The organism is Pseudomonas sp. 2822-17 (assembly GCF_002742485.1).
Taxonomy (GTDB): domain Bacteria; phylum Pseudomonadota; class Gammaproteobacteria; order Pseudomonadales; family Pseudomonadaceae; genus Aquipseudomonas; species Aquipseudomonas cyclaminis.
The window spans coordinates 177,765-191,431 of record NZ_LJRZ01000392.1; the positions used below are offsets into that span (position 1 = coordinate 177,765).

A 13,667-nucleotide genomic window follows, 5' to 3' on the forward strand; every position below is an offset into this window, starting at 1 on the left:
TCGCCGCATGACACACCGCCGTCGCCCAAGCCTTCTAACTCTTCCGGCGACGGCGGTGCCGAATTCTGCGCAGCGTCGTATCGCCTGTCAACGCGGCGACGCTGCACGCTTAACCCCACGAGAACCTCCAGATGCGCCACGCCGGCAACGAAACCCTGGCCGCCCTCACGGCCTATAAAAGTGGCTTCTTCAACATCGGCCTGTTCTCGGCGGTGATCAACCTGCTGATGCTCGCCCCGGCGCTGTACATGTTGCAGGTGTATGACCGGGTGCTCGCCTCCGGCAATCAGATGACCCTGTTGATGCTGACGCTGATGATCCTCGGCCTGTTCGGGCTGATGGGCGCGTTGGAGTGGGTGCGCAGCCAGGTGGTGATCCGCCTCGGCACGCAGATGGACATGCGCTTGAACCAGCGCGTATACGACGCCGCGTTCGAGGCGCAACTCAAGGGCGGCAGCCAGGCGTCGGGGCAGGCGGCGGGGCAGGCGCTGCATGACCTGACCACGCTGCGCCAGTTCGCGACCGGCCAGGCGTTATTCGCGTTCTTCGATGCGCCGTGGTTCCCGGTGTACCTGCTGGTGATCTTCCTGTTCCATCCCTGGCTCGGCATGCTGGCCCTGGGCGGCGCGGTGATTTTGATTGCCCTGGCGTGGATCAATCACCATGTCAGCCAGGCACCGATGGCCCAGGCCAGCCAACTGTCCATCAGCACCAGCCAGCAGGCCAGCGCCAACCTGCGCAATGCCGACACCATCGAAGCCATGGGCATGCTTGCCACCTTGCGCGGGCGTTGGTTCAGCCAGCACCAGGCATTTCTCGCACAGCAGAACCTGGCCAGTGAAAAGACCGCCGCCGTCAGTGCCTGGTCCAAGGGCGTGCGCCTGGCGTTGCAGTCGCTGGTGCTGGGCCTGGGCGCGTTGCTGGCGGTGCAGGGCGACATCACGCCGGGGATGATGATTGCCGGTTCAATCCTGATGGGCCGGGTGCTCACCCCCATCGACCAACTGATCGGCGTGTGGAAGCAATGGGGCTCGGCGCGCCTGGCGTTTGAGCGGCTATCGAAGCTGTTAGCGGACAACCCAGCGCGCCCGGCGCGCATGAGCCTGCCGGTGCCCAAGGGGCAGTTGAGTGTCGAGCAGGTCAGCGCCTGCGCCCCCGGCAGCCGTCGGCCGGCGCTGGCCAACCTTGGCTTTAATCTGCCAGCGGGTGAAGTGCTGGGTGTGATTGGGCCGTCGGGCTGCGGCAAGTCCACCCTGGCGCGGGTGCTGGTGGGCGCCTGGGCACCGCTGGCCGGCAAGGTGCGGCTGGACGGTGCCGACCTGACCCAGTGGGACAAGCAGCAACTCGGCCCGCACATCGGCTATCTGCCCCAGGACATCCAACTGTTTGCCGGCAGCATCGCCGACAACATTGCCAGGTTTGCCGAGCTGGATGCCGACAACGTCCTTGCCGCCGCGCAAATGGCCGGCGTGCATGAACTGATCCTGCAACTGCCCCAAGGCTACGACACGGTGTTGGGGGAGGGCGGCGCAGGCCTGTCCGGCGGGCAGAAACAACGGGTGGCGCTGGCACGTGCCCTCTATGGCTTGCCCGCGCTGATCGTGCTGGATGAACCCAACGCCAACCTCGACGAAGTGGGCGAGCAGGCCTTGCTCCAGGCCATCGCCCAGCTCAAGCAGCAGCGTCGCACCGTGATTCTGATCACCCACAAAGCCAATGTGCTGAGCCTGACCGACCAACTGCTGATCCTCAAGGATGGCCAATTGCAGGCCTTCGGCCCCACGGCGCGGGTGCTGGAAGCGCGGCACAAACCCGCAGCCAGCAAACCGGTGTCGACCATGAGCATGAGTTACCGCCTCGGTGAAGGAAAACAGGCATGAACATGAGTAAACCGGTGTTGGTCAGCGACGCGCCCAATAACGTGCTGGCGCTGGATGACAAACAATATTCGCGCCTGGGTTGGCTGCTGGTGCTCGGCGGATTTGTCGGGTTTGTCGGCTGGGCGGCGTTGGCGCCGCTGGACAAGGGTGTGGCGGTGTCCGGCAAGGTGATGGTTTCGGGCCATCGCAAAACCGTGCAGCACCCTACCGGCGGCATCGTCGAGCGTATCGAAGTGCGCGACGGTGAGGTGGTCAACGCCGGTCAAGTGTTGCTGCGCTTGAAGGAAACCCCGTTGCGCGGGCAGATGCAGTCGCTGCGCAGCCAGTACCTGGCGTCGTTGGCCAGCGAAGCGCGGTTGAGCGCGGAAAGCGAAGGGTTGCCTGCGATCACCTTCGGCCCTGAACTGCTGAACGAACCGGAGGCGGCCGACACCCTCAAGCTGCAACGGCAACTGTTCAACAGCCGCGCCCAGTCGCTGGCCACCGAGCAGCAAGGCCTGCGCGAGACCATCGCCGGGGCCGAAGCGCAGTTGCGCGGCACGCGCGATTCCCAGGCGAGCAAGTTGCAGCAACGGGCGGCGCTCAATGAGCAACTGCAAGGCCTGCGCGAACTGGCGCGCGACGGCTACATCCCGCGCAATCGCCTGCTCGACAGCGAGCGCCTGTACGCCCAGGTAGACGGCACCATCGCCGAAGACTACGGCCGCATCGGCCAGTTGCAGCGCCAGGTGCTTGAACTGCGCCTGCGCATCCGCCAGCTCGGCGAAGACTTCCAGAAAGACCTGCGCGGCCAGTTGGCCGACACCCGCACCCGCAGCGACGACCTGCGCAATCGCCTGGCGTCGGCCGAATTCGAGCTGGCCAACAGCCTGGTACGCGCGCCCGCGTCCGGCGTGGTGGTGGGGCTGGACGTGTACACCGAAGGTGGCGTGATCAAGCCCGGCCAGGCGCTGATGGACATCGTGCCCCAGGGCGAGCCGCTGCTGGTGGAAGCACGGGTGCCGGTGCAGATGGTCGACAAAGTGCACCCCGGTTTGCCGGTGGAGTTGCTGTTCTCGGCCTTCAATCAGGCCACCACGCCACGGGTGGCGGGCGAGGTGACCTTGGTATCCGCCGACCGCCAGGTCGATGAGCGCACGGACGAGCCTTACTACACATTGCGTGCCCAGGTCAGTGCGGCGGGCATGCAACAACTCGACGGCGTACAGATCCGCCCCGGCATGCCGGTGGAAACCTTCGTCAAGACCGGTGAGCGCTCGATGCTCAACTACCTGTTCAAACCCTTGCTGGACCGCACCCATATGGCCCTGGTGGAAGAATGAAGGCGCTGCTGTTTACCCTGTGCTTGGGCTGTACACCCGCGGCGCAGGCGCTGGGTTTGCTGGATGCGTACGATCTGGCCTTGCGCAATGACCCGACCTTTCAGGCCGCCATTCAGGAGCGTGAGGCCGGTGAAGAAAATCGCGTGATCGGCCGCGCGGCGTTGCTGCCGAATCTGTCGTGGAGCTACAACAACTCTCGCAACGAATCTGAAGTGACGGCGGGTGATGTCACCAGCGACCGCGACTACCGCAGCTATGCTTCGACCCTGACCTTGCAACAACCACTGCTGGATTACGAAGCCTATGCGCGGTTTCGCCAAGGCACGGCCCAGGCGCTGATGGCGGATGAGCGCTTTCGCGGCAAGAGCCAGGAACTGGCGGTGCGGGTACTCAGCGCCTACAGCCAGGCGTTGCTGGCCCAGGAACGTATCGAACTGAGCCGCGCCCAGAAGCGCGCATTTGCCGAACGCCTGCAACTCAACGACCGCCTGCTTAAAGGTGGCGAAGGCACGCGCACCGATGTGCTGGAAACCCAGGCGCGCCTGAGCCTGGCCCAGGCCGAAGAAATCGAATCCCTGGACGCCCAGGACAGTGCCCTGCGTGAGTTGGAAGCCATTGTCGGCCAACCGCTGCAGATCGAGGCGCTGGCGCCGCTGACCCGTCAATTCGACATCCCGCCCCTGGAGCCGAACCGTTTCGAGGCCTGGCGGGAAATGGCCATGGTCAACAACCCCGAGCTCAAATCCCAGCATCACGCGCTGGACGTGGCGGCCTACGAAGTGGAGCGCAAACGTGCCGGGCACCTGCCCAAGGTCAGCCTGTACGCCAGCAGCCGCCAGACCAGCTCCGATTCGGAAAGCAGCTACAACCAGAAGTACGACACCAACAGCGTCGGCATCCAGGTCAGCTTGCCGCTGTTCGCCGGTGGTTCGGTGTCGGCGTCTACCCGTCAGGCAGGCAATCAGTTGAGCCAGGCCCAGTACGAACTGGACGCGCAAACCTCGGCCACCCTGGTGGAGTTGCGCAAACAGTTCAACCTCAACACCAGTGGCGCGGCGAAAGTGCGCGCCTATGAAATGGCCGTCAGCTCCGCCACGGCATTGGTCACCGCGACGAAGAAAAGCGTCAGTGGCGGCGAGCGCGTCAACCTCGACGTGCTCGACGCCGAACAACAACTGTTCACCGCCCGCCGTGACCTGGCGAATGCGCGGCATGCGTATTTGCTGGCGCGGATTCAGTTGAAGTATTACGCGGGGTTACTCAGCGAGCAGGACTTGCGGGCGTTGGCGGGGTATTTCCAGCCCTCGGCATGAGTGGTTACAACCCGGCATTCGCCGGGTTTTTTATCGTCACTAGTCTGTGAAAAAGCTCCGGAAGTTGGGAGCCGGTTGTCGGGTGCCACTGGGAAAACTGTTACCTGACGGAAAATAACCTAACGGATGGGTTACGATGAGAGTAGCGGCTTACAAGGGATATGTAATTTCGGTCTTTCTCAGGGATGAGCATTGCCCGCCTCATGTGCATGTCAGGGGCAAGGGCTGGGATGCACGCTTTCGTTTCAGTTTTCTGAATGGGGATGTGGAGTTGTGGGATGTTGAGCCTGACCGGAGGCGGCCACCCACGGCGGTTCTGAACGAGATACGCGAGGCGATGATGCAGCGGCATTACTTGGCGCGGGCCCGCAGGATGTGGTGGGAAAACCTGCAAACGGTCTGCCTGGAAAATCATTCCTGGGACTGGGACGCGGGTGAAGTGCTTCCTAGGTTGATCATTCGGCCTGGTGTCTACGTCATCGCAAACGCCTGGCATGACGTAATCGAGCAACGGACAATCTTGAATCTGGTAAGAGCACCGGATTGCGTGGGGATCAATTTATGAAAATCATAAAAGCCAAAGTCGTACCTTATGTACCGCTCACCGAAGCTGATGTCGACAAGGCAATCGCCCGTGGGCGCAAGCTCAAGCGTCTGCACGCCAACGCCAGCAATGTGCGTTACGAAGACAACTGCATCTCCATTGGCTTCAGCGACGGCAGTCGCGTCGTGCTGCCTGTGGCTGGTCTGCCGGAGTTCAAGGGATTTTGCTTGGAGGATTTTCAGCAGTTGGAGGTCGGCTTTGGTGGCAAGGCGCTTTGCTGTGAAGCCCGGGATCTGGATGTCTCGATCACTGGCCTGATTGCCACAAGCAAGCCGTTGATGGACTTGGCCACCAGCCTGGTAGCGTCCCGCAACGGTCGCAAAAGCAGTGCTGCCAAATCCGCCGCCGCCCGAGCCAATGGCAAGAAGGGCGGCCGACCGCGCAAGAAAGAACCCGAGGACGTGGAATTACCGCCGGGTCAATAACACCCCGGACTCCATATGGTGCGTCCACGGGAACTGGTCAAACATTGCACATTGGGTGATCCGGTGCGTGTCATGCAGTTGCGCGATATTCGCTGCGAGTGTCTCCGGGTTGCAGGAGATGTACAGGATGTTGTCGAAGCGACGGGTCAGTTCGCAGGTGTCCGGGTCCATGCCGGCGCGGGGCGGGTCGACGAAGACGCTGCCAAATTCGTAGCTCTTCAGATCGATGCCGTGCAGGCGACGGAACGGGCGCACTTCGTTCAGTGCCTGGGTGAGCTCTTCGGCAGAGAGGCGCACCAGGGTGACGTTACCCACCGCGTTTTCATCGAGGTTGCTCAGGGCTGCATTCACCGAGGTCTTGCTGATTTCGGTGGCCAGTACTTTGCGTACGCGGGTGGCCAGCGGCAGGGTGAAGTTGCCGTTGCCGCAGTACAGCTCCAGCAGGTCATCCGGGCGATCGCCCAGTGCTTCGTATGCCCAATTGAGCATCTTCTGGTTCACTGTGCCGTTGGGCTGGGTGAAGGCGCCTTCGGGTTGGCGGTAGCTGAAGGTGCGCCCGCCCACGTCGAGTTTTTCCACCACGTAGTCGTGGCCGATCACATCGCGCTTGCCCTTGGAGCGGCCGATGATGCTCACGTTCAGGTCAGTTGCCAGCTTGTTCGCAGCCGTTTGCCAGTGCTCGTCCAGCGGGCGGTGATAGCACAGCGTGATCATCGCATCGCCGGCCAGAGTGGTGAGGAACTCCACCTGGAACAGCTTGTGGCTCAGGGCGGCACTGGCTTGCCAGGCGGCCTTGAGCTGCGGCATCAACTGGTTGATGCGTTGGCTGGCAATCGGGAATTCTTCGATCAGGATCGGCGTGCGCTTGTCGTCCTGGGAGAACATCGCGTAGTGGCGATCCCCGCCTTCGCGCCACAGCCGGAACTCCGCCCGAAGGCGGAAGTTCTGCAGCGGTGAGTCGAAGACCTGCGGCTCGGGCGCGTCGAACGGCGCCAGCAGGTCACGCAAGCGCGTGACCTTGTCTTGCAGTTGAGCGGTGTAGCTTGCGGCGTCAAAAGTCATGCGTTGAACCAGCCCAGCTTGATCACGAACAGAATCGACAGAATCACCAGCGCTGGGTTCAGCTCACGGTAGCGGCCCGAAAGCAGCTTGATGGCGGTCCAGGCGATGAAGCCGAAGGCGATGCCGTTGGCGATGGAGTATGTGAAGGGCATCGCCAGGGCGGTGATGACCACCGGCGCTGCAACGGTAATGTCATCCCAGTCGATTTCCGCCAGGCCCGAGGTCATCAGCACGGCTACGAACAGCAGCGCCGGCGCGGTGGCGTAGGCCGGAACGCTGGCAGCCAGTGGCGAGAAGAACAAGGCCAGCAGGAACAGGATCGCTACCACGATGGCGGTCAAGCCGGTACGGCCACCGGCGCTCACGCCTGCGGCCGATTCGATGTAGCTGGTGGTGGTCGAGGTACCCAGCAGCGAGCCGGCCATGGCGGCCGTGCTGTCGGCGATCAGGGCGCGGCCCATTTTCGGCATGTGGCCGTCCTTGCCCATCAGGCCGGCGCGCTTGGCGACGCCGATCAGGGTGCCGGAGTTATCGAACAGGTCCACGAACAGGAAGGCGAAGATCACGCTGACCAGGCCGATATCCAGCGCACCTTTGATATCCAGTTGCAGGAATGTCGGGGCCAGGGACGGTGGCATCGAGGTCACGCCAATGAACGGGGTGAAGCCCAGCACGATGGAGGCGATGGTGACTGCCAGGATGCCGATCAGTACCGCACCGCGTACGGCCAGGGCTTCCAGCGCAACGATCAGTACGAAGCCCAGCGTGGCGAGAATCGGTGCCGGTTGTTTCAGGTCACCCAAGCCAACCATGGTCGCCGGGTTGCTCACTACGATGCCGGCGTTGTGCAGCGCGATCAGCGCCAGGAATAGGCCGATACCGGCGGCAATCGCCGAGCGCAGGGGCAGGGGAATGGCGTTGATGATCCACTCGCGGATGCGGAAGATCGACAGCAGGAAGAACAGCACCGCCGAAATAAACACCGCACCCAGCGCCACTTGCCAGGTATGGCCCATGTGCAGCACGACGGTGTAGGTAAAGAAGGCGTTGAGGCCCATGCCCGGCGCAAGCGCAATCGGGTAGTTGGCGATCAGGCCCATGACGGTCGAACCGATGGCGGCCGCCAGGCAGGTCGCGACGAACACCGCGCCCTTGTCCATGCCGGTTTCGCCGAGGATGCTCGGGTTCACGAACAGGATGTAGGCCATGGCCAGGAATGTCGTGATGCCCGCGAGAATCTCGGTGCGCACGTTCGTGTTGTGTGCCTTGAGTTGAAACAGCTTTTCCAGCATGCCTGCTCCCTGTGACGCTATCTTGCGTCGTGATTTGTTGACCTCTAAGTCAAAGCACAAACTGCGCCAAGCGCCTTTGGTTTCAGAGAGGATCGGAAAAAGCGGCGCATCATACCAGCAGCCGAGGCTGTATGGCGCATGGCCTTGAGGCATACTGCGCCGACGTTCAATAGCGGGTCATCGACAGCATGAAAAAAGCCACCGCGTGGAGTCTAGCTCTGATCCCTTGTCTCGGCCTGTGGCTGGGTACGGCACCGGTGTGGGGCGCGACTGCACCGGCCTTGAGCGAAGTGCGCGTATTCAAGGTCGAGTCGGCCAAGTGCACCGAAACCATCCCGGAGCGCACCAGCACCACGCAGATGTGCACGCACCGTGGGCCAACCAAGGTGTCGGTGATGGAAGTGGGCCTGGGCAACAACCCTGTCGGCCTGTTCAACGGCGCGGTGCTCAATGGCCAGCGCACGCCGGTGTGCCAGGTCGGCAACGTCAGCGAGACCTGCAATGGCGCGGGCACCTTGATGGGCTACATCTATGTATTCGACCTGAATGTCGAGGCCCAAGGCTGGTTCGAATACAGCAACTCCTCGATCAATCCCCCGCGCAATACCCTGAAAACCCTGCTCAATATCCGCTGATCAATCCGCTTGAACGCTCAAAACCCCGGGAAGTCGTACCCCTGAGACGGCGACTTTCCTGAACGCCGCGGATGTACACCAACCCGTGAGGTGTTTATGAGCGCGAACCCCAATGGCGCGGCGGCCCAACCGTTCGTCGCCCACTCCATACGCTTGACCTTGAATGGTCACGATCGCCAACTGGACGTGTTGCCCTGGACTACGTTGCTGGACCTGCTGCGCGAACAACTCGACCTGGTCGGCAGCAAAAAAGGCTGCGACCACGGCCAATGCGGCGCCTGCACGGTGTTGCGCGATGGCAAACGCATTAACGCGTGCCTGACCCTGGCGGTGATGTGCGACGGCGCCGAACTGACCACCATCGAAGGCCTGGCCAACGGCGACCAGTTGCACCCCATGCAGCAAGCCTTCATCAAACACGATGCTTTCCAGTGCGGCTATTGCACCCCCGGCCAGATCTGCTCCGCCGTCGGCCTGGCCAATGAAGGCCGTGCCCACGACACCGCCCAGATCCAGGAGCTGATGAGCGGCAACCTGTGTCGCTGCGGCGCCTATACCCATATTCGCGATGCCATCAAAGACGGCCTGGGAGGTGAGCAATGAACCCCTTCCACTACAGCAAACCGGCCGACGTTCATGAGGCCGTACACCTGGCCAGCGGCGCATCGCGCTTTATTGCGGGTGGCACCAACCTGCTGGACCTGATGAAAGAAAACATCAGCCGCCCCGAGCACCTGATCGATATCACCGGCCTGCCGCTGCATGAGATTGAAGAAACCGCCGACGGCGGCCTGCTGATCGGCGCGCTGGTGAGCAACGCCGACCTGGCCTGGCACCCGCTGATCGAAGCGCGCTACCCGCTGCTGTCCCAAGCCATTCTCGCAGGCGCTTCGCCGCAGTTGCGCAACATGGCCAGTACCGGTGGCAATCTGCTGCAACGCACCCGTTGCTACTACTTCTACGACGCCACGGTGCCGTGTAATAAACGCGAACCCGGCAGCGGCTGCCCGGCGCGTACCGGCCTGAACCGTATCCACGCCATTCTCGGCGCCAGCGCGCAGTGCGTGGCCACGCATCCGTCGGACATGTGCGTCGCCTTGGCCGCGTTGCAAGCGCGGGTGCATGTCGAAGGCCGTGGCGGCGCACGCGTCATCGAGTTCGCGGATTTCCATCGGTTGCCCGGCGATACCCCGCAGCGCGACAACCTGCTGGCTGACGATGAGCTGATCACGGCGATTGAATTGCCCGCCGACCACCTGGCGCGTCACAGCCATTATCTGAAGATTCGTGATCGTGCGTCGTACGCCTTTGCCTTGGTGTCTGTCGCCGCCGCCCTTGAATTGGACGGCGACACCATCGTCGACGCGCGTCTGGCCCTGGGCGGCGTGGCCCACAAACCCTGGCGCGACCGTGCGGTAGAAACCGCGCTGATCGGCCAGGCCGTCAGCCGCGAAACCTTCAGCAACGCCGCCGACGCGCTGCTGCAAGACGCCGAGCCACTGGAACACAACGGCTTCAAAATCAAGCTGGCGCGCCGCGCAATTATCCGTGCGCTCAGCGACGCCGCCGTCGCAGGAGAACAGCCATGACCGCTATCGGAAAACCCCTGGACCGTGTCGACGGTCTGCTCAAGGTCACGGGCCAGGCGCGGTACGCCGGTGAGTTTCCCGAGGATGGCCTGCTGCATGGCAGCGTGGTGTCCAGCACTATCGCCAAGGGCCGGGTTATCAGCATCGACGCGTCCAAGGCGTTAGCGCTGCCGGGCGTGGTGGACGTGATCCATCACCTCAACCGCCCGAAAATCGCCAGTTACGACGATGCCTTCGCGGATGCTGATGCGGCGGACGGCTCGCCATTTCGCCCGCTGTATAACGACCGCGTGCTCTACAGCGGTCAGCCCTTGGCCTTGGTCATCGCCGATAACCTGGAGTTGGCGCGGCACGCCGGCTCGCTGGTGCACATCGACTACGCGCGCGAGGACTTCGAGACCGATCTGCTCGCCCAGCAGGAACTGGCCCATCCCTCGCCGCAAACCCCGCCCAAACCCCGCGGCAACTTCCAGGCCGAATGGTCCGACGCGGCCATCAGCCTCGATCTGCACTACAGCACGCCCATCGAACACCACAACCCGATGGAACCCCACGCCAGCACTGTGCTGTATCAGCCGGATGGCACGCTGCATATCCACGACAAGACCCAGGGGCCGCAGAACTGCCAGGCCTATGTGCAAAAAGTTTTCGGCCTGGATAAAAGCCAGGTGCGTATCTTTGCTGCATTCGTCGGTGGTGCCTTTGGCTCCGGCCTGCGCCCGCAATACCAACTGCCCTTGGCAGTGATGGCGTCCCTGGCGCTCAAGCGCTCGGTGCGGGTTACGCTGACCCGCCAGCAGATGTTCACCTTCGGCTATCGCCCGCGCACCCTGCAGCGCTTGCAGATGGGCGCCGCCGCCAACGGCCGCTTGCTGGCGCTGGGGCATACCGCGATTGGCCAGACTTCACGTTTCGAGGACTTCAGTGAACACGTGGTGGAATGGAGCGGCATGCTCTATCACTGCGACAACGTGCAGCTGACCTACAAGTTGGTGCCGCTGGATGTGTTCACGCCCCTGGACATGCGCGCGCCGGGCGCCGCGTTGGGCGTGATCGGCCTGGAATGCGCGATGGATGAACTGGCCTGCGCGCTGGGCATGGACCCGGTGCAACTGCGCTTGATCAACTACGCCGAACGCAATCAGAACGAAGACAAGCCCTGGTCGAGCAAAGCCCTGCGCGAGTGCTATCACGAAGGCGCCGAGCGTTTTGGCTGGAAGCAGCGCAACCCGGAGCCGCGCAGCATGCGCGACGGCCGCCAACTGATCGGCTGGGGCATGGCCGGTGGCGTGTGGGAGGCCATGCAAATGAAGGCCAGTGCCAAGGCGCGCATCGATGCGCAGGGCAAGTTGACGGTCAGCAGTGCCACCACCGACATCGGCACCGGTACCTACACGGTGATGACCCAGATCGCGGCCCAGGCCAGCGGTGTGGCGGTCGAGGATGTGGTTTTTCTGCTCGGCGACTCTTCACTGCCTACCGCGCCGCTGCAGGGCGGCTCGTTTACCGTGTCCTCGGTGGGCACTGCCGTGCAACAAGCCTGCGAAGCGCTGACCGCCAGACTGCTGAGCATCGCCCGCCAGACTTACCCGGTATTCAAGGACGCCGAGTCCGTGCGCTTTGAGGACGGTCACCTGCACACGGGGGACGTAAGTGTGTCGCTGGCGCAGTTGGTGAAGGACAGTGGCGAAGACGCATTGGAGGTTCAGGTCGACAGCGAGCCCGACAAAAAACGCGAGGGTTACGCCACCGCGACCCATTCGGCGGTGTTCGTCGAGGTCCAGGTGGACGAAGACTTGGGCACGATCAAAGTTCGGCGTGTCGTCAGCGCGATTGCCGCCGGGCGTGTGGTCAATCCGAAAATGGCGCGCAGCCAGATTCTCGGCGGGGTGGTGTGGGGGATCGGCATGGCCCTGCATGAAGAAACCCAGATCGACCATCAACTGGGGCGCTACATGAACCACAGCCTGGCCGAATACCACATCCCGGTGAATGCCGATATCGGCGAGATTGACGTGGTGTTCGTCGAAGAACACGACGAGATCGTCAACGCCCTCGGTTCCAAGGGCGTTGGCGAGATCGGCATTGTCGGGGTGGCGGCGGCGGTGGCGAACGCGATTTACCACGCCACCGGCAAGCGAGTTCGGGAGTTTCCGATCACTCTGGACAAGGTGCTCTAAAACACACCGCATAACCCATGTGGGAGGGGGCTTCCCCCTCCCACATTAATCTTATTGTCTTAGCGGGTCAGGCGGTGGTTTTTAAGGCAGGCTCTTCCACCGGCACATGCATCCGATCCCGATTGGCCAGCGTCGGGAACAGCTTGATCCACACCCCGGTCACCACCAGCGTACCGATCCCGCCCATCACAACGGCAGGCACGGTGCCGAACCAGTGCGCGGTGATCCCTGACTCGAACTCACCCAATTGATTGGATGCGCCGATAAACAACCCGTTGACCGCACTCACCCGCCCGCGCATTTCATCCGGCGTCTCCAACTGCACGAAGGAGGCGCGGATGACCATGCTGATCATGTCCGCCGCGCCCAGCACCACCAGCACCGCCAGGGAAAACCAGAACGAGGTGGACAGGCCGAACGCGATGGTGGCGACGCCGAACACGCCGACGGCGGTGAACATCACGCGGCCAACCTTGCGGTCTACCGAAAAGCGCGCCAGCCACAACGACATCAACAACGCGCCCACCGCCGGTGCCGAACGCAATAGGCCCAGGCCCCATGCGCCGGTCAGCAGGATGTCCTTGGCGAACACCGGCAACAATGCCGTGGCGCCGCCCAGCAGCACGGCGAACAGGTCCAGGGAGATGGCGCCGAGGATGTCCGGGCGGCTGCGGATAAAGCGGATGCCGGCCAGCAGCGAATCCAGGGTGGCCTTGCCTTTGTTCAGCGGGGTCTGGCGGGCGGGCAGGTTGAGGGTCAGCACGCAGGCGATGATGTACAGCACCACCGTGGGCCCATACACCCAGACACTGCCGAACGCATAGAGCAAACCGCCGAGCGCCGGGGCGACGATGGTGGCCAGTTGCTGGGCCGACTGTGAAGACGCCACCGCACGGGGGAATAGCGCGCTGGGCACGATGCTCGGCAGCAGCGCCTGGGTGGTCGGCATTTCAAAGGAACGCGCCGCACCGAGCAGGAAGGCGAGGATAAAAATCATCTCGCGGGTCACGTTGCCGGTCAGGCCACCAATGGCGAGGGACAGGGCAATCAGCGCCTGCACGGTCTGGCAGATCGCCGCGACCTTGCGCCGCTCATAGCGGTCGGCCACATGCCCGGTGTGCAGCATGAACAGTACGCGCGGCACGAACTCCACCAGCCCGACCAATCCCAGATCCAGCACGTTGCCGGTCAGTTGGTAGAGGTTCCAGCCGATGGCCACGGTGAGCATCTGGAAGCCGCTGGCGGTGAAAATCCGTGCCAGCCAGAACGCGATGAAAGGGCGGTGATGACGCAACAGCAACACGGGTTCACTAGGCATCGGGAATTCGGGTCGAGGCGGGAGGGAGCGTCGAGATTATCATCAAG

Annotated in this window: 12 protein-coding genes; 9 read left to right on the plus strand and 3 right to left on the minus strand. The window is 62.9% G+C overall.

All coding sequences use genetic code 11. The annotated features are described in order from the left end of the window. Nucleotides 1–131: 131 nt before the first annotated feature. The 5 genes from AOA60_RS12790 to AOA60_RS12810 all read left to right on the plus strand — a co-directional run bounded on the left by AOA60_RS12790 (nt 132) and on the right by AOA60_RS12810 (nt 5,544). The gene (locus AOA60_RS12790) at nt 132–1,880 is read left to right on the plus strand and encodes a type I secretion system permease/ATPase (RefSeq protein ID WP_099584725.1); all 1,749 of its coding nucleotides are present in this window, start codon (nt 132–134) and stop codon (nt 1,878–1,880) included. After that, on the plus strand, nt 1,877–3,202 hold the full coding sequence (locus tag AOA60_RS12795) for an HlyD family type I secretion periplasmic adaptor subunit (protein WP_099584726.1): 1,326 nt from the start codon (nt 1,877–1,879) through the stop codon (nt 3,200–3,202). Before AOA60_RS12790 ends, AOA60_RS12795 begins: the two co-directional genes overlap by 4 nt. Further along, entirely contained in the window at nt 3,199–4,515 is a 1,317-nt protein-coding gene (locus AOA60_RS12800; RefSeq protein ID WP_099584727.1) for a TolC family outer membrane protein, read from the plus strand. Before AOA60_RS12795 ends, AOA60_RS12800 begins: the two co-directional genes overlap by 4 nt. A 136-nt stretch (nt 4,516–4,651) precedes the next feature. Continuing rightward, nucleotides 4,652–5,080, plus strand: coding sequence for a DUF4160 domain-containing protein (locus AOA60_RS12805; protein ID WP_099584728.1), 429 nt, complete (start codon nt 4,652–4,654; stop codon nt 5,078–5,080). Further along, entirely contained in the window at nt 5,077–5,544 is a 468-nt protein-coding gene (locus tag AOA60_RS12810; RefSeq protein WP_099584729.1) for a DUF2442 domain-containing protein, read from the plus strand. Before AOA60_RS12805 ends, AOA60_RS12810 begins: the two co-directional genes overlap by 4 nt. Here AOA60_RS12810 and trmA read toward each other — a convergent pair. Continuing rightward, the gene (gene trmA, locus AOA60_RS12815) at nt 5,527–6,606 is read right to left on the minus strand and encodes a tRNA (uridine(54)-C5)-methyltransferase TrmA (RefSeq protein WP_099584730.1); all 1,080 of its coding nucleotides are present in this window, start codon (nt 6,604–6,606) and stop codon (nt 5,527–5,529) included. The genes AOA60_RS12810 and trmA overlap by 18 nt on opposite strands. Further along, complete coding sequence (locus tag AOA60_RS12820; RefSeq protein WP_099584731.1) at nt 6,603–7,898, minus strand: NCS2 family permease; 1,296 nt, start codon at nt 7,896–7,898, stop codon at nt 6,603–6,605. The genes trmA and AOA60_RS12820 overlap by 4 nt, the downstream gene beginning before the upstream one ends. A gap of 188 nt (nt 7,899–8,086) precedes the next feature. On the opposite strand from AOA60_RS12820, the gene AOA60_RS12825 reads away from it, so the two are divergent. The 4 genes from AOA60_RS12825 to AOA60_RS12840 all read left to right on the plus strand — a co-directional run bounded on the left by AOA60_RS12825 (nt 8,087) and on the right by AOA60_RS12840 (nt 12,302). Further along, complete coding sequence (locus tag AOA60_RS12825; RefSeq protein ID WP_099584732.1) at nt 8,087–8,533, plus strand: DUF4879 domain-containing protein; 447 nt, start codon at nt 8,087–8,089, stop codon at nt 8,531–8,533. Nucleotides 8,534–8,629: 96 nt separating this feature from the next. Continuing rightward, on the plus strand, nt 8,630–9,136 hold the full coding sequence (locus AOA60_RS12830; RefSeq protein WP_099584733.1) for a (2Fe-2S)-binding protein: 507 nt from the start codon (nt 8,630–8,632) through the stop codon (nt 9,134–9,136). Continuing rightward, a complete protein-coding gene (locus tag AOA60_RS12835) occupies nt 9,133–10,122 on the plus strand; it encodes a xanthine dehydrogenase family protein subunit M (RefSeq protein ID WP_099584734.1) in 990 nt (329 codons plus the stop codon). The genes AOA60_RS12830 and AOA60_RS12835 overlap by 4 nt, the downstream gene beginning before the upstream one ends. Continuing rightward, a complete protein-coding gene (locus tag AOA60_RS12840) occupies nt 10,119–12,302 on the plus strand; it encodes a xanthine dehydrogenase family protein molybdopterin-binding subunit (RefSeq protein ID WP_099584735.1) in 2,184 nt (727 codons plus the stop codon). Before AOA60_RS12835 ends, AOA60_RS12840 begins: the two co-directional genes overlap by 4 nt. 67 nt (nt 12,303–12,369) lie before the next feature. On the opposite strand, the gene AOA60_RS12845 is transcribed toward AOA60_RS12840, so the two are convergent. Beyond that, nucleotides 12,370–13,620 carry an MFS transporter gene (locus tag AOA60_RS12845; protein ID WP_099584736.1) on the minus strand — a complete coding sequence of 417 codons (1,251 nt, stop codon included), beginning with the start codon at nt 13,618–13,620 and terminating at the stop codon, nt 12,370–12,372. Nucleotides 13,621–13,667: the final 47 nt, after the last annotated feature.